A 22,405-nucleotide genomic window follows, 5' to 3' on the forward strand; every position below is an offset into this window, starting at 1 on the left:
AAAAAAAAATTTGGATAAGAGGGTTTCTGAAGGTTCTTATTCAAATATACTAAATATTAGTGCTGCAGTTGAATCTCTTGTGGGCATTGATAGATATGAATCGTGGCTTGTTGAAAACCTCAAGTTGCTATCTTACGAGTCTTATAAATCCAATGACAAAAAAATTCAGTTAAACTCAAAAGTAGCTGCTGAACTTATTGCAGGCGGGCAGCTATCTAATGTTTTTCATGAAATTGAGCCTTTAGTAGAAAGACAGGGTCAAAAAAATCCTGATTTTAAGTTACTAGACTCTACTTATTTGGAAGTATATTGTCCCCAAACATCTCAACAGAATATTGAAGCGGTACAAAAGCAACATAATGAACAAAAAGATAAAATGATTTCGATTTCATTCTCTCACCCCCAAACAGGACAAACAGTAGGAGCAAAAAGGTACCCTTCAAATAAGATTATAGATAGAGTATTAAGCCACAAAAGAAATAATGACCAAACTAAAGTTGATTCTTATAACTTGCTTTGGCTTGATTTAACTCATGGTTTTAATGCTTCTTGCGATGATGCCCTGCCATTAGTCACTATCCACCATGTAGGTACTATATATACTGGTAGTTTTGGTATTTGGCATGCATTTTATGGCAAAAAACATAAGTCTACTTTTACCCCTGATAGAACAGAGTTACGTTATCTAAACTCTAATTCTGGTTATTACCAACAAATGGAGGATGGGTTATTTAGGCAAAGACAACATTTGAATGGTGCTTTATTGTTAACTAAAGATGGTTTGATTTTCTTTGAAAATCCATGGGCAAAAATGGCATTACCGGAGGAGGTAAAGAAAAAAATCACTCAACTCTACAGGTTTCGGGCTAACTATTCATGGTTTCAAGCTAGTGAAAAGATTATGCCGAGTGAATTGGTTGAGAGGGAGTTAAATAAGATTGAATGGCTCTACCAAAAGAGCGACTAACCAGTTCTCAAACGCTTACAGTTTAAAGCTATTTTTAAATTAATTTTTATTGTTAGATTTATTCTATAAGTTCGTTATATTTACATGGAGTGTTAATTCATATGTTCAAATTCATAATTATTTTAATCTCAATTACTTCTTTCAATGCCTTGGCTGCAGAGAAGGTTAAACTTGGAGTTTTGGGGAACGTCGGGGCTGATGGTTTTTTTAGCCCGACGGTAACATCATTTGTTATTGAAAAAGTAGAGCCTAATTCACCCGCTGAAAAAGCAGGGATTATTGCAGGACAGAAAATCATTTCTATAGAAGGCTGTAAAATTCCAGGCTGCCCTGCCAGTGAAGCAAAAGAATTAATGCGCAAGGAGTCTGGAGAGATTTTACAATTACTTTTAGAGAATGAAGATGGTAGCCAAGTACCTTTAAAAATACCTATGAATGCTTGGTAAGCCTAATCAATTTTAAAATACCTAAATATACCCAGCCTATAAAGCATGGTTATTTCCAAAGCGTGGTTTTGTGTAAATGAGCTAGACGCAGTAAATGTTGGCAACGTTAGCGAGCTTTTGGAGTACTACTTACTCGGTTTATATGTAGGTTACTGCTTAAAGTAATTGGGATAGATTAAAAAGGTTTGATCAGTAATAACCTTATTTAATTAATGAATACATTGGTATTGCGTTAAATACGGCAATACCAATGATTATTAGACTAAAGCTTATAGATCGCTGCGCCAGCCCATGCCTGACTCTTCCATTAAACGCTCGTACACGCCTTCTATGTTAAGCGGTAACCATGCATCAAACTGTTTAAAGTCACTAAATTGGTCTAATTTTACATTTTGTTTAATTTCGTCAAGTGTATTACCGGCTAAAACGCCTGCGGTTACTTGGCTATACAAAAGCTCTAAATAACTTAAGTAACGCGCTACATCAGCCTTGCTGCCAATATCGGCATGTCCGCCTACAAAAGTATCAAAGTCATATTTGAGTACCGCTTGGGTTGAGTTAATCATGCCTTGAATATCGTAACTCCACAGCTTTTGCCACGGCATTCTGCCAATAACAATCCAATCAACTACAAACAATGTTTTTTGCTTTTCGAATAATATACTAACCGAACCACGACCATCGTTTGGACCATGGTAGTTAAGCTTTACTGTGGAATCACCAAGGGTAAGTCGTAGCTCGTCATCAAAAGTAAGGCTGGGCGTTACTGTTTTCATTTGTGTGTTTTTAATATCTTGCGCAGCGAGTTTATGCGCTACAAACGTGGTGTGCGGGCTTTTAAATACCTCGGCGCCGTAAATATGATCGCTATGATTATGGCTATAAATTACATACTTTACCGGTACGTTATAGCGGGTTTTAATTTGCTTGTTTAACCATGTGGCGGCTTTTTTATTAAGTGGGTCGGTAACAATTGCGCCCTCAGGAGTGATTAAAAATATTGAGCGGTGTCTGTCGTCTATAAAGCGGTGTAAGCCATTGCCTAAGTCTTCTATTTCAAAGGCTTGTGTGGCAAAGCCTATAAATAATAGGGCTGTGGTTAATAGTTTTTGTAGCAAGCGGGGCATACACAATTCCTTTTTAAATTGATTAAATTAATAACACTATTAAAAGAAGAAAGCACAAGGCTGTAAAAAATTTCAGCTGTTAGTTAAATTAAAGCTTAAACCTAAAACCTAAAACCTAAGCCTAAACTTAAGTAAAATGATCAAATATAAGGCATAAATAAAAAGCCATTATAAAAATGGCTTTAGATAGGTTGGTTGGGTTTATCTTTGTGTTAGTTGTTGGTTTATTTCTTCAAAGATACTGGCATCATCTATGGTTGAAGGTATTTGTAGCTCTTCGCCATCAACTAGTTGACGTAAATTTTTACGCAGTATTTTACCCGAGCGTGTTTTGGGCAACCTCTCTACGCTAACTATATTTTTAAGGCACGCAATAGCGCCAATTTGATTACGAACACTTAAAACAAGCGCTTGTTCTACGTCGGTACTTGAGCCCATAAAATCATTTTTAAGCACGATCATTCCCATAGGGAGTTGCCCTTTTAGGGGATCGTTCACACCAAAAACAGCGCATTCAGCAACAGCAGGGTGCGCGGCTACTATCTCTTCCATTTCGCCGGTAGAAAGCCTATGTCCTGCTACATTTATAACGTCGTCGGTTCTGCCCATAATAAATAGGTAGCCGTCTTCATCAATATAGCCACCATCGCCAGATAAATAATAACCTTCGTATTCATTTAGGTAGCTTGCTTTAAAGCGCGGGGTATCTTGCCAAATTGTTGGTAGGCAACCCGGTGGAAGTGGCAGTTTAATTACCACGGCGCCTTGCTCGTTAGCTGCGCATTCATTGCCATCTATATCTAATATTCGCACGTCAAAACCTGGAGTAGGCACGGTAGAGCTGCCCGGTTTTGTTGCTAAGTACTCAAGCCCTACAGGGTTACAAGCAATAGCCCAGCCAGTTTCGGTTTGCCACCAATGATCGAGCACTGGCAGTTTGGTTTTTTCTTTAAGCCACTCGTAAGTGGGAGGGTCTAATCGCTCGCCAGCTAAAAATAAACGTTTTAAGCTTGAGGTATCGTATTGATTAAAACCATCGGCATTTGGATCTTCTTTTTTGATTGCTCTAAAGGCGGTGGGGGCACTAAATAATGCATTTACTTTATATTCTTCAACCACGCGCCAAAATGCACTAGCATCGGGCGTTTTAACGGGTTTACCTTCATATAATACGGTCGCGCAGCGATACATTAGCGGTGCGTAAACTATATAAGAGTGCCCAACTACCCAGCCAATGTCAGACGCTGCCCAAAATACGTCGCCGGGCTTCATACCATAAACGGTTTCCATGCTGTATTGCATTGCCACTGCGTGACCGCCATTTTCGCGCACTACGCCTTTGGGTGTGCCTGTCGTGCCTGAGGTATATAAAATATAAAGCGGATCATCTCCATTTACAGGCACCGGATCTGCGCTTGCAGCCGTTTGCATTGCCTGAGTCCAATCTATGTCTCGTTTAGGCTTAAGAGTGGCGGTTACTTGTGGGCGCTGATAAATAACGCAGTGTTCTACTTTGTGCGCAGCTAAGTCTATTGCGTTATCAATAAGTGGTTTGTATTCAATAACGCTGTTTACTTCAACACCGCATGAGGCGCTCAGTATAAGTTTGGGCTTGGCATCATCAATGCGTACAGCCAATTCGTGTGCAGCAAACCCACCAAATACCACCGAATGAATAGCACCAAGGCGAGCGCACGCCAACATACCAATAACAGCTTGTGGGATCATTGGCATATAAATAACAACGCGGTCGCCTTTTATAACACCTAACGATTGTATTACGCCTGCAAATTTAGCAACTTCTTGTTGTAGTTGTGAGTAGCTATAAGTTTGCTTTGTATTAGTGACTGGAGAGTCGTAAATCAGTGCAGTTTGCTCGCCAAATCCGGCAATAACGTGTTGGTCTAGCGCTAAAAAACTGGTATTTAATTGCCCGTCACTAAACCAATGATAAAGCCCGTCGTCGTCTTGTGTGTATGCTTTTGTGGGGGTTTTATACCATGGAATATTTTTACTTTGTTCGAGCCAAAATTGGGCTGGGTTTTGTTTAAAGGCATTATATTGCTGTTTATATTCGCCTGACATGTAAGGCTCCTAAAGCTAAATTTGTGTGTGAGAGACCTTACAAAATGTAGGCTTTTTTTAGCAAGCAAGCTATTCGACCTTGGTCGGTTAAAAGTTAATCAACACACTGGTTTTAAAAATACAAAATTGACAATACAAAGCGTGTGGTTCAGCATGGCGGGCAGTAAAAATAAGAGAAAATACGATATGAGTAACGTAGTAAGAGTTGGTGTGGCGGTTATCATAAAGCATCAAAACACAATTTTACTAGGTGAGCGCATTGGCGCGCATGGTGCTAATACATGGGCAACACCTGGTGGGCATTTAGAGTTTGGTGAAAGTGTTGAGCAATGTGCAATACGAGAAGTGTTTGAAGAAACAGGTTTAAAGGTAAGTAAAATTACTAAGCTTGATTTTACCAATGATATTTTTACAGCAGAGAACAAGCACTATATTACGCTGTATGTAAAAGCTGATTTTGAAGGCGGAGAGCCTGAGCTTAAAGAGCCTAATAAATGTTTAAAGTGGCGCTGGTACGATATTAATAATCTACCAACGCCACTGTTTACATCACTAAAAAATTACTTATCTGAGGCTGTACTAGCCTAGTTATTTTGTTGGCGGTGTCGCTGGGCTTAACTCTAGTTTACTAAAGCTTACTTGAGCGTAATCGCCATTTTGCTTATCTGTAGTCCAATCGCCAGTACCTAAACAACCTGGGTACCAAATACCTTTCGCGCTTTTAGTACTACATTGGTTATAAGCGCCGGCTTTAAAGTAATGCCAATCTGCAGCGTAGCCATGTGGATGGTCTTTTTCGTCCACTTTGCCATAAGCATCTACGTTATTACCTAAGTTAATAGAGTAATTAACGTCTTCTTTGCCTTGTGCGCTAAATGTAAGGTGCATAACATTTTTATACACATTTACCGTGTAGCTAAATTCTTCACCTAGTGAAATACCGGCGCTGCCTGGCTCGTTAGGGTTTTCCCATGTATTACCCCAAACAGGGTAAGTAATGTCTGTACGATCAGGATTCGTTTTAGCTAAGTTACGTTCGTAGTTCCAAAAAACTGAGCCTGTTTTATGCCCTGGCCATTTTTTATAATATATTTTAAGTGGCTCATTGCCCCAGCCATAACCAAGCTTTGTATCAATAAGTGCCTGATCTTTACCCGCGTGAATTTGTCCTACAACAACCGAGTAAGCTGCTTTCTTATCAGGGTCGGTAGCACGTAGCGCAACGTGGTCTACTTTTAATGTTGCTTCCATTTTTCCACCAACAGAACCAAATCGGTCAGATAGCGGGTGAACAGCTAAAGCAAAGTTGTTTTTAGAGTGTTTAGTTTTAATTTTAGTATTTGATCCACGGATCATTTGTCTAAGTTCACTACGGGTATTAGTAGAGTTAGCACTTGTAAGCGCTTTATTAGGGGAGGTAAATATCATGTAGCCTTTATCATCAAGGTAGAAAAAATCAGGGTGTGCGTAAGTCTGAATTTCTTCTACATCTATTTCATCAATTTTACCGTCGTTGTTTAAATCCACTGGTACATTTATTTTCCAGTGAGATAAATCAAACTTTGTTGCAGGTACCGGCGCATCGCTTTGCTGATTAGTGCTTTGGGTACTTGAACAAGCGGTAAAAAGTAAAGGGGTGATAACGGCTAAAGCCGTAAGTTTAAATGTGGATGTATTTTTTATCATTATTGTCTCTGTGTGATGAAGTAAAAATTGTGCGGTACAGGCATCGCTTAATCTCAATCTAGCATACCAATTTAACAATTAAAACTTACCAATTAGTAAAATTAAATATTTTTTAAATGATCTTTTGTTATACCAATTTGGTTTAGGTGTTTTTTAACGGCTTTTATGGAAGTGTTTGCGGTATGTATTTTTTATGTGTTTGGCTATTCATTTAGTGATGTATAACGTAGATTTTGGCGCTAAGGTGTAGTCTATTTTGGGGGGGGGAGGAGATTTTTAATTTTGTAGTTTGCTTTGCCGCGTTTAGCAAATAACTAAATAACCACTGCCAATAACTAATGCCGGGCTTTAACTATAGTTAGTGCTGCATGTTAGTCGTGTTTGGTAATAAAAGTTGCCACTTGTTTAAAATGGCATGGTATTCACCATTTTCTTTAATGTTACTTAATGCGTCAGAGAGTGCTTTAGCTATTTTAGGATTAAGTTGATTACTTGCTGCAAAATTAAGTGAGGAGGGAAGATCGCTTAAATGAATTCGTTTTGTTATTAGGCTAGGATCGAGTCCTAGGCTTTTTAGCTCGTTATTAAGTGTAAGTGTATTAGTTACTACAAAGTCGATCCGGTTTTTATAAAGCATTTGCCAAAGTTGATTATAGTAACTGACCAGTATTAAATTGTTATTTTCGGTAAAGCCTTTTTGTTTTAAGTAGGCTTCGCTCAGGTAGCCACGAATGGTTGCTACTTTATACTCTTTAGCAAAATTTAAGTGAACAACTTCATCTACATGGCTTTTTAAGCTAATTAAATAAGCATCTGCAAAATACACTTCGCCTAACCACGTATATTTATTAATCCGCTCTGGGGTTTTTAACAAAGACAACATTATGGCGTTGGTATTTGTTTTATGCTCTTTAAAAACGCGGGCCATAGGCATTATTTCAAAATTAGCGGTTAAGTTTGTTTGCTTCACAACTGCTTTGGCAATGTCGACTAAAGCGCCGCTTACTTCACCTTGCTGATTTTTAAAGTGATAAGGAGGAAGGTCTTCAGCTATAAAAGTAACCGAATCGGCGTTACACAGGGGGCTATATAAAATAAATACAAAAGCACTTAATAAAACACGCAAAAACATAAAAAATCTTTTAAAGCAATAATACACCTAGTGTAGAGAGTATTAACTAAAACATATATATATTATGTTTATATAACGTAAATAATTTGCACTTACTTGGCTGTTCTTGCTGTTTTGTATTTTATAAATTGTAATGGCGAGCATTTATGCCAGCGTAAAAAAGCTCGATTAAAAGAGCTTTGATCTTTAAATCCTAAAATATTAGATAAATCAGCAAGTGGCATGCTGGCTATTAATGTATCTGCACGTTTTTTACGTTCTTTTTCAAGTAGCTGAGCAAAGGTTAAGTCTTGTTGTTTTAAGCGTCGTTGTAGCGTTCGGGGTGTTAAATTAAGCGCATCAGCTATGCCTATTAGGTTGCAGTTTTGCAAGGTAGTTTTAGCTGTAAGTAACTGATTAACTTTATCGTCAATACACTGCTGGCTTTTAAAGTTAGAGAGTTGCTGCTCTGACAATTGCTTAAAAGTAGAATTAATAATGGCGTTATCGGTTTTAAAGGGCAGCGTCAAATAATCGCTCGGAAAGCTAATTTGATTATATTCAGCACTGCTTTTTACAGGGCATTTAAACCATGATTCAAGGGCGCGCCTTTGCGATGGCAACCAATTATAAGTGAAACTAATACTACTTGGCGAAAGCGTTAAATTTATTAACTGGCGAATCACACTTACCCACGCGGTCATGTTTCGTAAAACAACATGCTCATTACAACTTTGGTGAGCAATCCAACGAATAGTTGCTGTATCAGTATTTAGTTCAAACTTGGCTTTACCAATATCAGCCACCAAGCTGTCGTAGCTTAACAATGCTTTAATGGCACTGCTTAAGTTATCGCTTGATTCAATTAAGTAACCTAAAACGCCGTAGTCAGCAGTGCGAATTTGCTGACCTAGGGTAAAACCAAAAAGAGGATCGTTAAGTGTTTTCTTGCCATAAACTAATAAAGCATTGTAACTATTTAAACTAATACGCGGCGCTAATTGATGGGTACGCTGATTACTAAATTCGTCAAAGCTAATAGCGTGCAAAGCCGTTTTAGTATTAATGCCTTGCGCTTGTAAGTAATCAAGAATACTTGAAAAGTAATGATCAGCCAATGTGTGCATTTGTCATCTAAAGCTAAAAAATAGTCGTGTATTAGCAAGTTTGCCACGTTAAATTTTTATATGCTAGTTGAATGCCTAATAACCTCTTGCTGTAAAAATGATACTTATAACAATTAAACAAGCGCTTAATGCACAGCCACAGCAAATAATAAGCACACTATTGGATCATCAACAGTTGCATCGATTTTTTAATGCCAAATTTACGCTGCTACAAGCACAAGACGAAGGGCAAATAGAAGGCGGAAAAGGATCTGTTAGGCAAGTAAAAATAGGTAAAATAACTTTTTCAGAGCAAATAATCAGTGCCGATCAAAATCAGATCAGTTACCAAATAGTAGGCGATAAACCAGTAGCTAATCATCGAGGCGATATATACCTCACTGCAAATAAAGACATCAATACTTTAGTTACCGAACTTAACTATTGCATAAGCTGCTCAGCTCCATGGTGGATGCCAAATGCATTACTTAAATATGTTATTGCAAAAGATATAGCCCAAGCGTTAAACAATTTAAATAATTATTTTTTGGCGGGTAAAGTATGAACTCAGAAATTATTTTGCTCGCTCTTAGCCCGTTATTTTTGATATTTGTTTGCTGTGAGTTTATTAAGTTTAAGTGCTATTACGACATAAAAGATAGCCTAGCAAATACAGTGTTAGCGCTATTACACCAAGGCGCAGATGCTATTGCGTTACTGCTGTTAATGCCTTTATTTAATTGGTTGTATGGCTATAGATTGTTTGATATTGAAGTGAGTGTATTAAGTATTGCATTTGCATTTTTACTGCAAGATTTTTTGTATTATTGGTTTCATAAAGCATCGCATCATATTCATTGGTTGTGGGCTGCACATGTGGTGCACCATAGCTCAACTAAAATGAATTTCACCACCGCATTTAGGCAAAGCTTAATGTACCCCGTAGCCGGTATGTGGGTGTTTTGGCTACCTATGATTTTAATTGGATTTGAACCGCTAACAGTATTTAGCGTGGTTGCATTAAATTTGGCGTATCAATTTTTTGTACATACTCAAATAGTGGGTAAGTTAGGCTGGTTTGAAAAAGTATTTAATACGCCTTCGCATCACCGAGTTCATCACGCAATAAATGCAGGTTACCTTGATAAAAACTTTGCAGGTGTACTTATTATTTGGGATAAGTTATTTGGCACCTTTGTAGAAGAAGATAAATCAAAGCCTTGTAAATACGGCATTATAGGGCAGCTTAATAGCAATAACCCAGTCGTTATTACGTTTCATCAGTGGGAGCACTTATTGAAAAGTGTTTATAAGGCATCGGGAATAAAAGCTAAATGTAGAGTGCTATTTGGCTACCCTACAAGTAGCATTAAATATAAATAATATTGAAAAAGTTAAAAGTAAAACTGCATAGCTAAACTCATTGATGAATTATGGCTATGCCATTGAGCATGCTGTACTTTGCTGCGCAGCGATACATTGCGAGAAACAGCGTAATTCCATGTTATAGCTATTTCGCTGTGCTTACTTGCTGCGTTATCAGTTAGCCATAATATATTGCCAGTCAAAGCGAGTTTATGCTTATTGTTTATTTGCCAAATTACACCGGCTTCGCTGCCTATTCCAGTACTAAGTCGGTCGGTTATATCGCCTGTATTTAGCTCAAATTGACCAAGAATATAGCCGTGCAGATTATTAGGATCGCCATAAGATTTACCATAACCTCCTTTTGTAAAAAAGCGGCCTAAACGTTTATTGTCACTTGGTTGTCGGTCAAAGCCCATTTTAAAGTTCCACGACCAGCTATCAAATACGCGGTTATCGGGTGCAAGCGACATAGCATCTAATAAGTAAAAATGTTCAATATCTGCATTTCCTTCGTCAGTAATAGCGGCTTCCAAATCAAAAAAACTAATTTGTGCACCCGCTATAAAACCTTCAGGCCTATCTAGTAAGTCATGATACGCAAGCCTATAACCAAAATTTGTAAGGTTTACTTGGTTATTATTTTGTACCCTACCTAGCGATACTTTAGAAGAACCATGACCTTGCTCTGGGGAAGCAATAGGGCGGTTTGGCTTAGTAAATGGCGAAGCTACATTATATTTGCTGCGCATTAGGAGTAGCTTAGTTAGTCTCGGGGCAATTTCTTCACGATTTAACGCTTTATCGTAAAATTCAAAATTTAACCATTCATACGCCATTTCTAATATAGCGACTAATTGCGACTGTGAGTAATTACGAGTATTGAGGGAGCCACCTTGCATTAACTCTCTTGCATCATCAAGTCGTTCGTCAGTCATTTGAGTAGAGTAATGGTATAGCTTAGTACCAAAAGCAGGGCGGTAATTAGGTGTTTGTAATAAGTTGTTATTTCTTAGTACTGTAACGGTATCTGATGGAATAGCTTGCATATTAAATGACGATGTTAAATCAAAGTCCTCTTGTGCAAGTTGTAATAATGCAAGTAATTGGTAAGAGCAGTTTTCATCAATAAAAAAGTAATCGAATGTAGCTAATTGTAGCTCCCACAAGTGCAATAAAATAAGCTCTACCTGTAGCTCTGATAAATTAAGTTTGTATTCCCAAATATCACGAGATTCTAAGTCATTATATTCGCGTACTTTTTTATAGTACGGCATAAGCGAAAACTTACCTGGGTAGCTGCCAATCAAGCCTTTTAGTGCATACATAGCTGCGTTATCTGAGCCGTCTGGCTCTGCTGCAAAATTAACTGCGAATGCGAGCAACTCTTTATGGCGAGTCTGATCTTTTGCATCAATACGAAGTAAAGTGTGGCCAAACATTGATGATGGGCTATTCATAAATGCAGTTGGAAAAACTAACGTAACCCCTTTAGGGTTTATTATTTTTTGCCACGCCTGTAGTTCTGGGCAATTAAGTTCGGGCCAGTTATTTTTAATTTTTGTTTTTAGCCATTTATAACGTGCAGGAAACTGACAACGATATTGTGTTGTTTTTGGGTCAGTATTTTTACCACTAAATGCAGCTATAGTGGCTTTAAGTTCGTCATATGGGCTTGTTTTACCTGTAGGAGATAAAAAAAACTCAGCACTGTCTACTTCACTTTTCCAATCACCTAATGTGGCCAAGCGGTAGTGACCTAATTTAAGCCAGTAAGGGTGTGTTGCTAATGTATTTGTTTCAATACTTTGAGCGTTTGAGTAAGTACTAAAAAGAGCGAGCAGTAAACCAAATAATATTTTTTTCATAATCACTAAATTACAAAAGCCGCTAGAGAAATACTCCAGCGGCTTTATTTATACGTATAAAACCGGCTAATTTAGCTGATTAAGAAAGAGTATAAGAAGCAAGTTGTGCGTTACTTGCAAGAACAGTGTTTAGGTTTTCTAAAACTGTTTGTGAAGTTACGTTTTCAGAAGTAAATACTGAAGAAAACTGTGCTTGAGCAAGCTTATTGAACGCTGCTTTATCTTGATCTGCAACACCCCAAGCTTCAGCTAGAGTAGCTAAAGTTTCGCCTTCACCTTTTGACATATCACGAGCAAGTTGCTCCATGTTACCGTCAATGAATAAAGCGATTTTTTCTGAAGAAGTTACTGTACCAGTACCATCACAACCAAGAGTACCAAAAGTGATACCAAAAGTTTGGTTACCAGATGTACCATTTGTTGTAGCGCCTAAAATTTTAACGCCTTTACCTTGCTGACCAGCAAATAACATAGAACCAAGACCACAACCAATATCTTGGTCAGCCATTGCGTTTGAGAAAGGAAGTAAAGATAGAGCTGCTACTGCGATTAGTTTTTTCATTTTCATAAATCCATATATGATTGTCTTTATTTAGGGTAAATAAAGTTCGCGGAAGATTCTAACAGACTTGCAGAAAAAAGGAACAGGTTAAAACATGAATATTTTACACTCTAATTTTTAAATATATTAAAGTTAATGTCAGGATAAAAATCAGCCTAGTTTCCACTTTTTATTGAACTGGTGGCGGTTTTTTACTTCTTGGGGCACCTAATAAAATACAAGTATGGCAAATACATACAGATAAAAATGCACTAATACCCAATGCACCGCCATAGCCGTCAAGTTTTGGTACAAGAAATTCAAATAAGATTGAAAACAAAATAGATGAGCTTGCTACAGTATAAATACCAAATCGATGTGGGGCGCTCATACCTATGAATGTGCCGCCAAAAAATACAATTGCGTATAAATCGGGGTTCAAATTTAAAGCGCTAAAAATTAAATAAGCAATAATAGAAAGTGAAGACGACGCTCTAACCCCGTCAAAGCGACTATGCTTAGCTAAATAAAATGTTAAAAAAGCCCCAAGCAGTACAAGTAATGGATATTCAATACTCATAATACAATTCCTTTGGCTAATACAAAAAGTGCCACGCTTGCAAAAGCTACGCTGCCAAGCTTGCCACCAAAACCTGTAAACATATTCATAGTAAGCACATACAAACTTGAGCCAATAAGCGAAATAATAGCAATTTCCCAGTAACTGGTAATTAAATGAGTTGAACACATGCCTGCAAAGCTACCAGCATAAATTGCAGCATACGGATGGTTTTTATAATGTGCAGGAAAAGGAATAAACGAGCCAATAAGCCCCGTTAGCGCAGCAGAAATCACTAAAGGTAATGCAAAAGTAGTGTGCATAGCAAAGCAAGCTACAAAGCCTAAAAAGAAAGTGATGAATTTTAAAAGTAAGAATTTAATCATAGCGGCGCATTTTAAACTAATCCTTTTGCGCTTTCTAATACTCTCTAACAAATAAATGTTATAAGTAATTACAAACTTTAAAAGCGTGTTTTTTAAACTGCATTTAGGTATTAAATATGCTTAATAGTGCCGCTGTTAATGTTCTATAAATCACAAGTTATGTATAATGGCGATAATTTAATGTATTAAAGTGTTAACCAAGGGTTATTTATGTCTAACTGTTTACATCTGGCTATTCCGGCTGGCGATTTAAAAGTGGCTAAAGCGTTTTATTGTGACGTACTAGGCTGTAAAACGGGTAACAGTGAAGAAGGTCGCTGGGTAGATATAGATTTTTGGGGTAATGAACTTACCTTGCACCAAAGTGTTGAGCGCCTACCAACAGTTCGCCATGATGTTGATATGGGAGCTGTAGCAGTACCTCACTTTGGGATTCACTTATCTGAAGATGAATTTAACGGGTTAAAAACACGTATTGAAGATGCGGGTATTGAATACCTAGATAAACCATATCGCCGTTTTATTGGTGATGAGTTTGAGCAAGAAACGTTTTTTATTGAAGATCCAAATGGCAATGTGCTTGAAATGAAAACCATGGTAAATCCAGAGGTTTTATTTAAAAAAGTATAAATGCTGTTGTTTAAGTTAAGCTAAAAAACCACTTTAACAAGTGGTTTTTTTATAACTATTAATCAGTGTTTTGATAAATTAGTTAATATTTACAGGTAAAAAAAATTACGCTACATACATGATTTTTATTCACTCTACAATGTAGGTATAGACACGTAGACTTAATTTCAATTCTCATACTTTATTGTTATTTATGCTGCTTAAACTCATAATTGCACCTTTGCTTATTTTACTAATAACATTCGCCCAAAAACGCTTTGGTAGTTTTGTTAGCGGCATAATTCCTGGCTTGCCTATTACCTCTGGGCCTATTTCTTATTTTATAGCATTAGAGCAAGGTAAATTATTTGCAGCTAACTCAGCGGTGGCCTCTCTTTATGGTATGAGCGGTATAGGCTTATTTTGTTTTAGTTACTTGGTTGTATCACGAAGGTTTGGAATGCTTAAATCGCTTTTTACAGCGTTGAGTATTTGGTGTGTATTTAGCGTTATTACTTTATTTTTACCAGTGAATATTATTGTGGCGAGTGTGGTTTCACTTTGTATTTTACTCGGTTTAACTATTATCTCTACAAAGCTAAATATATCGGTTGATGCAAAACCATTAAATGCTCGCTGGGAGCTTCTGGTAAAAATGATATTAGTGACGAGCTTTATCGTGCTTGTTACGTTTATATCACAGCATATAGGGTCTGCGTGGAGCGGGTTAATATCTACCTTTCCGGTTATTTTGGCGGTAATGGGCAGTGTTGCCCATTTTAGTGACAAACAAGCCTCAACGTTTAAAATTCTTAATGGCGGTCTTATTGGTTCATTAGGTGGGTGTGTATTTTTTGCGGTGATTGCGTTTATGTTAAAACATAACTTTATGATTTGGCAGGTGTACGCAACAGCTGCCATTTTCTCAACGTTATTTACTATTATTTTTAGCCAACTTATTAATCGCCAATTTACTAAGCAAGCTTTGCTAAACACCAAAAAAGCAGTGCTTAAGATTGACTCTCTCGGTTAATTTACATCTCTAAAACCATTACCTAGTTATGTAGTTGAATTAACATTTCACTGGGGGTTTTATTAAAGTGGCGTTTAAATTCGCGGCTAAATTGCGATGGGCTGGTATAGCCAACCTTTAATGCGGCTTCGTTGGCTTTGCTTCCACTACTGGTTATAAGCTCTTTAGCCTTAGCTAAGCGTACTTTTTTTAAATACTGCAAAGGTGACTCAAACGTTACTTGCCTAAAAGCACGATGGAACGACGATACGCTCATGTTTACATCTTCAGCCAACCCCTCAACTGTAATTTGATTGGCATAACTACTGTGCATAGTTGAAAGCGTGCGGGCGATACGCGCATAATGCCCATCATGCATAGCAAGCCCTATTAAAGTATGTCCTTGTGGGCCACAAAGTACACGATATACTAATTCTTTTACTATATCTTCGCCAAAAACGTCAGCCTCAATGGGGTTATTAAGCACGCTAAGTAAACGGTGGGTTACTTGCTCCATTGCGCCATCTATTTTAGCCGATTGAACGCCACTCATTTGCCCAGTAGTGAATGGCTTATGTGTACCAATTTGGTTTACTAATTTATGTAACATTACCGGGTTTATATCTATAACAATCCCCATAACAGGCAGGTTGTTATCGGTAAAAGCTTCGCATTCAAGTGGCACAGGTACACCTAAAACAAGGTAGTCGCCTTCACCATATTTTATTTGATGATCAGGAAAATGAATTATCTTATGTCCTTGTCCAACAATAATAATACCTGAGTTATATATAAGTGGCTGGCGCGGCGAGCTTTTACTTGCACGATGAAAATACACACCTGGAATAATGGTTTCCATGTTGCCTTCAAAGTTAAGTAAATTATTGTGCTCTGCAAATTTTTGCATCATGTTGGCTATTGAGGACATTAAAACTTCTACTATCGTACGAATTTTGCGTAAAATATCAATCTTGACAGTTTTAGGCAAGCTTTTGCGAGTTATTAGGCTTTTTTTATGTTTGTTTTGCCACTAATATGCACTCATTGAAGTTTAGCTTAGTTAGTAACTAAGCATTCTATTTAGTATTTAACCGTCACCTAGGAGCAAAATAATGAAATTTAGCTACGTAAACCCAACACTTATCCAGTTCGGCCAAGAACAAATTGCCTCACTAACTGATTTGATCGCAAAGGATCAAAAAGTACTTGTAGTGTACGGCGGCGGTTCAATTAAAAAGAACGGCGTGTACGACCAAGTTGCAGCAGCACTTGAAGGCTTTGACTGGGTTGAATTTTCGGGTGTAGGCGCTAACCCAACTATAGAAGTACTAGACCAAGCAGTAAAAATTTGTAAAGAACAAGGCATCGACTTTGTACTAGGTGTAGGCGGCGGTTCAGTAATCGACGGCGTTAAATACATTGCAGCATCTGCAGTTTATGATGGCGAAGGTTGGGATATTCCTACTGGTAAGCACACTATTACTAGCGCATTACCAATTGGTGCAATATTAACATTGCCTGCAACGGGTTCGGAGTCTAACCAAAACTCAGTTGTGAGCAAAGAAGCAACGAAGCAAAAACTACCGTTTGCATCACCAGAAGTACTTCCTAAATTTGCGATTATGGACCCTGATGTAATGAAAACATTACCACAGCGCCAACTTGTAAATGGATTAGTAGATGCATGGGTTCATACCTGTGAGCAGTACCTAACATTCCCTGAAACAGCATTGGTTCAAGAAGGTTACGCAGAGGCACTTTTAAGAACGCTTAAAACACTGGGCGATAACTTTGAAAACCAAGACGACGCATGGCGTGCAAACCTTATGTGGGCAGCTAACCAAGCACTTAATGGTTTAATTGGCTCAGGTGTATCGCAAGATTGGGCAACACACATGATTGGCCACGAGCTTACAGCCGCTTACGGTGTTGACCATGCGCGTTCACTTGCTATCGTTCAGCCTTCTTTACTACGCAACCAATTTGCAGTTAAAAAAGCAAAGCTTGAGCAAATGGGTAAAAACGTATTTGGCCTTGAGCAATCAGACGATTTAGCAGAGAAAACAATTGCAGCAATTGAAGCGTTTTACCACAGCCTTGATGTAGCCACGCAACTTACTGAACATGGCGATGATAAAGCAGCAGCAATCGACAATATTATTGGCAAACTTGAAGCACACGGCATGCTGGCACTTGGTGAAAACCAAGCTATTACGCTTAAAGAAAGCCGCGAAATTTTAGAGCAAGCAGTTGCTTAATTTTCAAAGCTAAGCGCTTACTTAAATATACTAAGTTTTAGCGTTAATAAAAAACCGTCGACCTTTAGGTTGGCGGTTTTTTTATGGTTTATTATAAATACTGTGTTGCTAATTAACCAATAAAGTCTGTATTAATGTTTTTTAATGATGATAGTAAACTGTGCTCAACGGTTAGGAAAAATCTAACGATTAAATAAATTAAAACAGGACTAAACTCATGAAATTACTAAACACATTACTTAGCTCAAAAGCAGGCGTAGCAGCATTAATTTTACGAGTACCAGTTGGCCTTATTTTAGCGGCGCATGGTGCACAAAAACTATTTGCTTGGTTTGGCGGTTACGGGCTTGAAGGTACAGGTCAATGGATGGCGAGTATTGGTTTAGAGCCTGGCTATTGGTTAGCAATGATGGCAGGTAGCGCTGAGTTTTTTGGTGGCATTGCATTAGCAATTGGATTGTTAACTCGCCCAGCAGCTGTAGTTGCCGGCTTTACTATGATGATTGCTATTTTTAGCGTACATATTAGTAATGGCTTATTTATGGCAAACAATGGCTATGAATACGCATTAACGTTACTTGTAGTAACTGTAGTTTTAGCAATTCAAGGAGCGGGAAGTTTTTCGCTTGATAACGTATTAGTTAAAAAGCTAGCTAAAAAATAGAGTTTATTAATTGAAGAATAGCGGCCAATTTGGCCGCTGTTTTTGTAGGTTAACTACTAAATTATTTAGCTGAAAAAGTTAAAGAATAACTGTACTGCTTTTGCTCAAGTAAATACTCTTTATGAGTACTTGGGCTCCATGAATCATCGCCACCTACGCCCATATGTTGATGATCAATGTGTACATGTACGCAATCATCAGCAATTAGTTCGTTAGTGTGCTTTGCTTGCGTTAGCGTACTTTGCGAATACTCGCTGGCTGCAAACAAAAACGCGCCAGTTACAGTTAAGTTATTAATACTCAGCAATTGGCAATCGCTACGCAGGCCATTATCAGTTGGAAATATATACGGTGTATGTAGCTCATTTAAGCTCAAGCTGTAATAACCTAAACGTGCTGCGGCTTTGCGATCTGGGTAGTTTTCAAAAGGCCCTAAACCTAGCCAGTTTACTTTTGTATCGCTTTGCTTGTTAAGCGTTGTGCTTAGCCCTATACGCGGCATTGGCGGCAGAGTATCGTTTAAGTGCACGTCAATATTTAAGCTAATATTGCCGGTATTATTTAGTGTATATAGCCACTGTGTTTGAGCCTGTAGCACGCCATTAAACTCGTAATTAAATACACAAGTAATACGTACATCAACACTTGATTGCACTGCGTGAATCGAGCTGCATGTGCGCTGCCATTGCCCTATACCTGCACGCAACCAACGAGCCTCCCATGCATTGGGGTCTAGGTTGTCTACTTCGCTTACACCAATGTCGTTATCAAGTGGGGCACGATAAAAGTTATCAACCAGTGGGCTACTAATAACCTGAGTATCGTTTTGTAACCACTGCTCTATAAGCCCTGATTGTTGATTAAAAATCAGTTTAAATTTATCGTTTTCAATACTTAGTTGAGAGTCGGTTTCATTAACACTTATAGCGTTTTGCTCAGATGATGATGCAAATGACTTACTGCTTAAATTATTACTATTTATAAGCTTAAATTGTTCGGTATCCATAATATGTTGAGCGTTTGCAAAGTGTGAGTCGTTAATTAGTGCTACATCTAAATTAAGGTAATATTGCGCACCTTGCTCAAACGCTGTTTTAGTTTTAATCGTTAACGTGTGCGTACTTTGCGGGGCAATATTAAGTACATGCTCGCCTTGCTCAACACAGATGCCATTTTGCATTAGTTGCCAAACCAGTTTTTCGTTATCGGTGTGTCTAAATACGTAATCGCTTAATATATCAATGGTGTATTGGTTTTGATTTTGCTCGCGCAGCGTAAATTGTAAATGCTGCTGGCTGTATTTAGCTTCAAACAGGCTAGGGTGTGGCGTGCGGTCTGGGAACAATAGCCCGTTTATACAAAATTGACGGTCATTTAGTTCATCACCAAAATCGCCGCCGTAAGCCCAATAATGCTTGCCGTTTTCGTCAGTTTTAGATAAACCTTGATCTACCCAATCCCATATAAAGCCACCTTGCAGGCGTGGGTATTCTCTAAATGCTTGCCAGTAATCATCAAAGCTACCTAGGCTGTTGCCCATTGCATGGGCGTATTCACATAAAATAAGCGGGCGAGTTTCACCTGGTAGGCTTAGCCACTTTTTAATAGAGTATTTAGGTACCGCATCGTCTTTAATATCGGTATTTACACGAGCGTACATTGGACAAATAATATCGGTAGCCGTTGTATTTGCGCCGCCGCCTTCGTATTGCACTGGGCGAGAGGGGTCAAAGCTTTTTGACCAGCCGTACATCGCATCATGATTTGCGCCGTGTCCGCATTCGTTGCCCAATGACCAAATAATAATTGAGGCGTGGTTTTTATCGCGCTCAACCATTTGTGTATAACGCGACATAAATGCACCAGCCCACTGCGGATCGCTTGCAAGCCTGCCCATAGGAAACATGCCATGGGTTTCTATATTTGCTTCATCAACTACGTATAAACCTAGCTGGTCACATAGCTCATAAAAACGGGGATGATTAGGGTAGTGAGCAGTACGCACGGCGTTAAAGTTATTTTGCTTCATCAGCTTAATATCTTCAATCATATCGGCGGTAGTAACTGCATGACCGTTTTCTGGGTGGTGTTCGTGGCGGTTAACGCCGCGTATAAGTAGCGGCTTGCCGTTTACACACAGTTGCCCGTTAAGCATTTCTACTTTTCTAAAGCCAATGTCGTAGGCTTCAACATCGACGGTATTGCCATGCTCATCAAGCAGACTCACAACGCAGCGGTATAAGTATGGGGTTTCGGCGGTCCATTTTTTAGGGCTTTGTATATCAATTGTTTGAAATACAACATCGCTCCAGCCACCTTTTTCATCAACACGTTTATTGTTAGTACTTTGAATTTGTGGCTCACATAGCGCCTGTTCGCCATCAAAAACTTGCACCGCTATTTGATAGTTATTTGGCGCATTAATCGCCGTTTTTATATGTAGCGTTGCATCGCGATAGCAAGCGTCTAAATTGGGGGTTATAAACACATCACGTATTTGGTTTTGTGGTTTTGTAAGTAAGTTAACATCGCGGAAAATACCACTTAGCCACCACATGTCTTGATCTTCTAGGTAACTGCCATCGCTCCAGCGAATAACCATAACCGCAATACGGTTAGTACCTGCCACTAACAGTTCGCTTAAATCAAACTCGCTCGGTAAACGGCTATCTTGTGAATAACCCACCCACTGTCCGTTACACCACAGGTGAAACGCCGAGTTAACGCCTTCAAAAATAATATGATTACGCTGAGTTAGCTGACTTTCGCTTATATTAAATTCAGTGCGGTAACAGCCTGTAGGGTTGTCGCTTGGTACAAAAGGCGGGTTAACTGCAAATGGGTACTTAACATTACAGTAAATAGGTTTATCAAAGCCATGTAATTGCCAGTTAGAAGGCACTGTAATACTTTGCCAGTTGCTGTTTAGTGTTTCACTTAGCAACGATTCATCAACCGCTTCGGGTTTATCAAATAATTTAAAGTCCCACTGACCGTTTAAACTTTGTTTTTGCGATTGCGTGTTAGTACGGGCATGTTCAACGCTTTTAAAACCATTGAGTGGGCTGTGCGCTTTTACTTGATTAACTTGTACTGAAATTGGGTTTTCCCAATCGCGGCGATTAATTATGTGCTGTAAAGAGGTCATGTTTATCCTATTGCATAAGCGGGCAATTATAATGTGCTAAATATAGCTAAAAATAATCGCAGGGGTTATGCTTAAAGCTCTCCTTTATTTATCCAAAACTATCATTGTAATTATGCGCTATAACATTAAAGACATACTCGATATTGGTCCGCGCTGTATAGAACGCTTTATTGATTCACAAACGCTCGCGCAAATGTCAAACCTTGAAATAGCACTTGCGGGTTGCTCAAACCTATCGGGTCGTTATTGCGTAGCACGCTCAGCACCGCTAGAACATACACTTTTTTATACGCTTGCAGGGCAGGGTAAATTAACAACACAAAATGAGCAGTACACACTTAATGCCAATACACTTATTGTGCTACCAGCAAAGCAAAGCTTTGAAGTGAAAATTGATGCTGAACATTGGGATGTTATTTGGTTAAACCTTGCAAATACTAAACGTTGGCAGCATTTAAACTTAGCGCAAGCACTGGTACTAACCGAGCAAAAACTTGAACCGTTACACCTTGCTATGGAGCTTTTATACAGCGAGTCTAATGCTAATTTACGCGAAAGCGTAACGCCTATTTTAAGTCATTACTTAAATGCTACGCTGCAAAATAACTCACAGGGTGCGGCGCATAACCGTTTAATTAGTCTGTTTGAAGAGGTAGACAAGCGCTTGCAGTTTGATTGGACAATAGAGGTAATGTGCGAACATGTGCATTACTCATCGCCGCATTTGCATCGTTTATGCCAAGCGCAATTTGGTAAAAGCCCAATACAACAACTTATTTATTTACGCATTGAACGGGCTAAAAACTTATTGTTAAACACGGCTTGGCCAATTTCGCATGTGGCAAGTTATGTGGGGTACTCTAATATTTTTAATTTTTCCAAACGTTTTAAGAAGTCGGTAGGTGTGTCGCCAAGCGAATTTAGAAAATAACGTTAGCGGCTCTCTACATTTGAATAAATTTAAGGTATTGTGCGATTTCTTAAATTGCATTTTAGAGTTTTAGGTAGGTAATGCGCTCAAACCGTTTTTTAATAGTGATATTATTAGTGCTTGTACATAGCTTTATTAGCTGTGATGGCGCTGCGTATCATTTGCAAGAAGACGTTGATCACGTAACCAGTTCGTTATCGCAAGGCGACTCCACAGCCGATGATAACCAAAGCGATAAAACATCAACTACCGAAATTCATGCTCACCAACATTGCCATTGTGGCTATAACAGCACCTCTAGCCATTCAATAAGCCCAGAGCAAAGTAAAGCAACTTCGCCTGCGTGCTATAACGGGTTAAATTACCCGCCAGATGTACCGCCACCAAATTTTTATAGCTAGTTTCTAATTTTAAATACTTTGTAAAAACTGCCTGCGCTTGTGCGCTATTAGGCTAGTTATTTACATATTTAGGTTGCTTGATCGCGCTTGTTTTTAAAATAGGCGTAGTGATTAAGTTAACTCTGTTTGTTAAAA

General features: G+C 38.5%; 22 protein-coding genes. 11 read left to right on the forward strand and 11 right to left on the reverse strand.

The features are described 5' to 3' along the window. Both CXF76_RS08755 and CXF76_RS08760 read left to right on the forward strand, forming a co-directional pair. Window positions 1-967: hypothetical protein (locus CXF76_RS08755; RefSeq protein WP_157823346.1), on the forward strand; the 967-nt coding region annotated here is incomplete at its 5' end. A 101-nt stretch (window positions 968-1,068) separates the two neighbouring features. Continuing rightward, entirely contained in the window at window positions 1,069-1,413 is a 345-nt protein-coding gene (locus tag CXF76_RS08760) for a PDZ domain-containing protein (RefSeq protein ID WP_096792521.1), read from the forward strand. A 269-nt stretch (window positions 1,414-1,682) separates the two neighbouring features. On the opposite strand, the gene CXF76_RS08765 is transcribed toward CXF76_RS08760, so the two are convergent. Both CXF76_RS08765 and CXF76_RS08770 read right to left on the reverse strand, forming a co-directional pair. Next, on the reverse strand, window positions 1,683-2,540 hold the full coding sequence (locus CXF76_RS08765; protein WP_101163462.1) for an MBL fold metallo-hydrolase: 858 nt from the start codon (window positions 2,538-2,540) through the stop codon (window positions 1,683-1,685). A gap of 201 nt (window positions 2,541-2,741) precedes the next feature. After that, the gene (locus CXF76_RS08770; protein ID WP_101163463.1) at window positions 2,742-4,625 is read right to left on the reverse strand and encodes a propionyl-CoA synthetase; all 1,884 of its coding nucleotides are present in this window, start codon (window positions 4,623-4,625) and stop codon (window positions 2,742-2,744) included. Window positions 4,626-4,811: 186 nt separating this feature from the next. Here CXF76_RS08770 and CXF76_RS08775 point away from each other — a divergent pair, with 186 nt between their 5' ends. After that, a complete protein-coding gene (locus CXF76_RS08775; protein WP_024605810.1) occupies window positions 4,812-5,213 on the forward strand; it encodes a nucleotide triphosphate diphosphatase NUDT15 in 402 nt (133 codons plus the stop codon). Here the strand turns inward: CXF76_RS08775 and CXF76_RS08780 are convergent, their stop codons facing one another. From CXF76_RS08780 to CXF76_RS08790, 3 genes are all read right to left on the reverse strand, one after another. Next, window positions 5,214-6,311 (reverse strand): polysaccharide lyase family 7 protein, encoded by a 1,098-nt coding sequence (locus CXF76_RS08780; protein ID WP_101163464.1) that lies wholly within the window; start codon window positions 6,309-6,311, stop codon window positions 5,214-5,216. It lies immediately after the preceding gene. A 358-nt stretch (window positions 6,312-6,669) separates the two neighbouring features. Next, window positions 6,670-7,443, reverse strand: a complete 774-nt coding sequence (locus tag CXF76_RS08785) for a substrate-binding periplasmic protein (protein ID WP_101163465.1) — start codon at window positions 7,441-7,443, stop codon at window positions 6,670-6,672. A 92-nt stretch (window positions 7,444-7,535) separates the two neighbouring features. After that, window positions 7,536-8,549, reverse strand: coding sequence for an AraC family transcriptional regulator (locus CXF76_RS08790; protein WP_101163466.1), 1,014 nt, complete (start codon window positions 8,547-8,549; stop codon window positions 7,536-7,538). Between the two features lie 97 nt (window positions 8,550-8,646). On the opposite strand from CXF76_RS08790, the gene CXF76_RS08795 reads away from it, so the two are divergent. Together CXF76_RS08795 and CXF76_RS08800 are read left to right on the forward strand one after the other, a co-directional pair. Beyond that, entirely contained in the window at window positions 8,647-9,093 is a 447-nt protein-coding gene (locus CXF76_RS08795; protein ID WP_101163467.1) for an SRPBCC family protein, read from the forward strand. Further along, on the forward strand, window positions 9,090-9,911 hold the full coding sequence (locus CXF76_RS08800; RefSeq protein ID WP_101163468.1) for a sterol desaturase family protein: 822 nt from the start codon (window positions 9,090-9,092) through the stop codon (window positions 9,909-9,911). The genes CXF76_RS08795 and CXF76_RS08800 overlap by 4 nt, the downstream gene beginning before the upstream one ends. Before the next feature lie 11 nt (window positions 9,912-9,922). Here the strand turns inward: CXF76_RS08800 and CXF76_RS08805 are convergent, their stop codons facing one another. From CXF76_RS08805 to CXF76_RS08820, 4 genes are all read right to left on the reverse strand, one after another. Then, the gene (locus CXF76_RS08805; protein ID WP_101163469.1) at window positions 9,923-11,761 is read right to left on the reverse strand and encodes an Lnb N-terminal periplasmic domain-containing protein; all 1,839 of its coding nucleotides are present in this window, start codon (window positions 11,759-11,761) and stop codon (window positions 9,923-9,925) included. Window positions 11,762-11,840: 79 nt separating this feature from the next. After that, window positions 11,841-12,323, reverse strand: a complete 483-nt coding sequence (locus CXF76_RS08810) for a DUF3015 domain-containing protein (RefSeq protein WP_024589733.1) — start codon at window positions 12,321-12,323, stop codon at window positions 11,841-11,843. A 169-nt stretch (window positions 12,324-12,492) separates the two neighbouring features. After that, window positions 12,493-12,882 (reverse strand): hypothetical protein, encoded by a 390-nt coding sequence (locus CXF76_RS08815; protein WP_007587227.1) that lies wholly within the window; start codon window positions 12,880-12,882, stop codon window positions 12,493-12,495. Beyond that, window positions 12,879-13,184, reverse strand: coding sequence for a hypothetical protein (locus CXF76_RS08820; protein WP_007587218.1), 306 nt, complete (start codon window positions 13,182-13,184; stop codon window positions 12,879-12,881). Before CXF76_RS08820 ends, CXF76_RS08815 begins: the two co-directional genes overlap by 4 nt. A 273-nt stretch (window positions 13,185-13,457) precedes the next feature. On the opposite strand from CXF76_RS08820, the gene CXF76_RS08825 reads away from it, so the two are divergent. After that, window positions 13,458-13,877: a VOC family protein gene (locus tag CXF76_RS08825; protein WP_010554617.1), complete on the forward strand. Its 420-nt coding sequence runs from the start codon at window positions 13,458-13,460 to the stop codon at window positions 13,875-13,877. Window positions 13,878-14,070: 193 nt separating this feature from the next. Continuing rightward, complete coding sequence (locus CXF76_RS08830; RefSeq protein WP_101163470.1) at window positions 14,071-14,889, forward strand: hypothetical protein; 819 nt, start codon at window positions 14,071-14,073, stop codon at window positions 14,887-14,889. A gap of 22 nt (window positions 14,890-14,911) precedes the next feature. On the opposite strand, the gene CXF76_RS08835 is transcribed toward CXF76_RS08830, so the two are convergent. Next, a complete protein-coding gene (locus tag CXF76_RS08835; protein ID WP_024589735.1) occupies window positions 14,912-15,796 on the reverse strand; it encodes an AraC family transcriptional regulator in 885 nt (294 codons plus the stop codon). A gap of 184 nt (window positions 15,797-15,980) precedes the next feature. Here CXF76_RS08835 and CXF76_RS08840 point away from each other — a divergent pair, with 184 nt between their 5' ends. Both CXF76_RS08840 and CXF76_RS08845 read left to right on the forward strand, forming a co-directional pair. Next, window positions 15,981-17,126 carry an iron-containing alcohol dehydrogenase gene (locus CXF76_RS08840; RefSeq protein ID WP_024607913.1) on the forward strand — a complete coding sequence of 382 codons (1,146 nt, stop codon included), beginning with the start codon at window positions 15,981-15,983 and terminating at the stop codon, window positions 17,124-17,126. 217 nt (window positions 17,127-17,343) lie between these two features. Beyond that, window positions 17,344-17,790, forward strand: a complete 447-nt coding sequence (locus tag CXF76_RS08845; RefSeq protein WP_024589737.1) for a DoxX family protein — start codon at window positions 17,344-17,346, stop codon at window positions 17,788-17,790. Between the two features lie 61 nt (window positions 17,791-17,851). Here the strand turns inward: CXF76_RS08845 and CXF76_RS08850 are convergent, their stop codons facing one another. Further along, the gene (locus CXF76_RS08850) at window positions 17,852-20,938 is read right to left on the reverse strand and encodes a beta-galactosidase (protein WP_101163471.1); all 3,087 of its coding nucleotides are present in this window, start codon (window positions 20,936-20,938) and stop codon (window positions 17,852-17,854) included. A gap of 112 nt (window positions 20,939-21,050) precedes the next feature. Here CXF76_RS08850 and CXF76_RS08855 point away from each other — a divergent pair, with 112 nt between their 5' ends. Together CXF76_RS08855 and CXF76_RS08860 are read left to right on the forward strand one after the other, a co-directional pair. Next, entirely contained in the window at window positions 21,051-21,869 is an 819-nt protein-coding gene (locus CXF76_RS08855) for an AraC family transcriptional regulator (protein ID WP_024589739.1), read from the forward strand. 80 nt (window positions 21,870-21,949) lie between these two features. Further along, complete coding sequence (locus CXF76_RS08860; RefSeq protein ID WP_008135125.1) at window positions 21,950-22,270, forward strand: hypothetical protein; 321 nt, start codon at window positions 21,950-21,952, stop codon at window positions 22,268-22,270. Window positions 22,271-22,405 lie beyond the last annotated feature (135 nt).

It is taken from the genome of Pseudoalteromonas sp. 78C3 (assembly GCF_002836695.1).
Taxonomy (GTDB): domain Bacteria; phylum Pseudomonadota; class Gammaproteobacteria; order Enterobacterales; family Alteromonadaceae; genus Pseudoalteromonas; species Pseudoalteromonas arctica.

Excerpts from the sequence above, each read along its gene's own strand:
- CXF76_RS08765 (WP_101163462.1), bottom strand. The coding sequence starts at position 2,540 with ATGCCCCGCTTGCTACAAAAACTATTAACCACAGCCCTATTATTTATA.
- CXF76_RS08795 (WP_101163467.1), top strand. The coding sequence starts at position 8,647 with ATGATACTTATAACAATTAAACAAGCGCTTAATGCACAGCCACAGCAA.
- CXF76_RS08780 (WP_101163464.1), bottom strand. The coding sequence starts at position 6,311 with ATGATAAAAAATACATCCACATTTAAACTTACGGCTTTAGCCGTTATC.
- CXF76_RS08790 (WP_101163466.1), bottom strand. The coding sequence starts at position 8,549 with ATGCACACATTGGCTGATCATTACTTTTCAAGTATTCTTGATTACTTA.
- CXF76_RS08760 (WP_096792521.1), top strand. The coding sequence starts at position 1,069 with ATGTTCAAATTCATAATTATTTTAATCTCAATTACTTCTTTCAATGCC.
- CXF76_RS08770 (WP_101163463.1), bottom strand. The coding sequence starts at position 4,625 with ATGTCAGGCGAATATAAACAGCAATATAATGCCTTTAAACAAAACCCA.
- CXF76_RS08800 (WP_101163468.1), top strand. The coding sequence starts at position 9,090 with ATGAACTCAGAAATTATTTTGCTCGCTCTTAGCCCGTTATTTTTGATA.
- CXF76_RS08840 (WP_024607913.1), top strand. The coding sequence starts at position 15,981 with ATGAAATTTAGCTACGTAAACCCAACACTTATCCAGTTCGGCCAAGAA.
- CXF76_RS08825 (WP_010554617.1), top strand. The coding sequence starts at position 13,458 with ATGTCTAACTGTTTACATCTGGCTATTCCGGCTGGCGATTTAAAAGTG.
- CXF76_RS08845 (WP_024589737.1), top strand. The coding sequence starts at position 17,344 with ATGAAATTACTAAACACATTACTTAGCTCAAAAGCAGGCGTAGCAGCA.
- CXF76_RS08835 (WP_024589735.1), bottom strand. The coding sequence starts at position 15,796 with ATGTCCTCAATAGCCAACATGATGCAAAAATTTGCAGAGCACAATAAT.
- CXF76_RS08855 (WP_024589739.1), top strand. The coding sequence starts at position 21,051 with ATGCGCTATAACATTAAAGACATACTCGATATTGGTCCGCGCTGTATA.
- CXF76_RS08860 (WP_008135125.1), top strand. The coding sequence starts at position 21,950 with ATGCGCTCAAACCGTTTTTTAATAGTGATATTATTAGTGCTTGTACAT.
- CXF76_RS08775 (WP_024605810.1), top strand. The coding sequence starts at position 4,812 with ATGAGTAACGTAGTAAGAGTTGGTGTGGCGGTTATCATAAAGCATCAA.
- CXF76_RS08820 (WP_007587218.1), bottom strand. The coding sequence starts at position 13,184 with ATGCACACTACTTTTGCATTACCTTTAGTGATTTCTGCTGCGCTAACG.
- CXF76_RS08830 (WP_101163470.1), top strand. The coding sequence starts at position 14,071 with ATGCTGCTTAAACTCATAATTGCACCTTTGCTTATTTTACTAATAACA.
- CXF76_RS08850 (WP_101163471.1), bottom strand. The coding sequence starts at position 20,938 with ATGACCTCTTTACAGCACATAATTAATCGCCGCGATTGGGAAAACCCA.
- CXF76_RS08810 (WP_024589733.1), bottom strand. The coding sequence starts at position 12,323 with ATGAAAAAACTAATCGCAGTAGCAGCTCTATCTTTACTTCCTTTCTCA.
- CXF76_RS08785 (WP_101163465.1), bottom strand. The coding sequence starts at position 7,443 with ATGTTTTTGCGTGTTTTATTAAGTGCTTTTGTATTTATTTTATATAGC.
- CXF76_RS08815 (WP_007587227.1), bottom strand. The coding sequence starts at position 12,882 with ATGAGTATTGAATATCCATTACTTGTACTGCTTGGGGCTTTTTTAACA.
- CXF76_RS08805 (WP_101163469.1), bottom strand. The coding sequence starts at position 11,761 with ATGAAAAAAATATTATTTGGTTTACTGCTCGCTCTTTTTAGTACTTAC.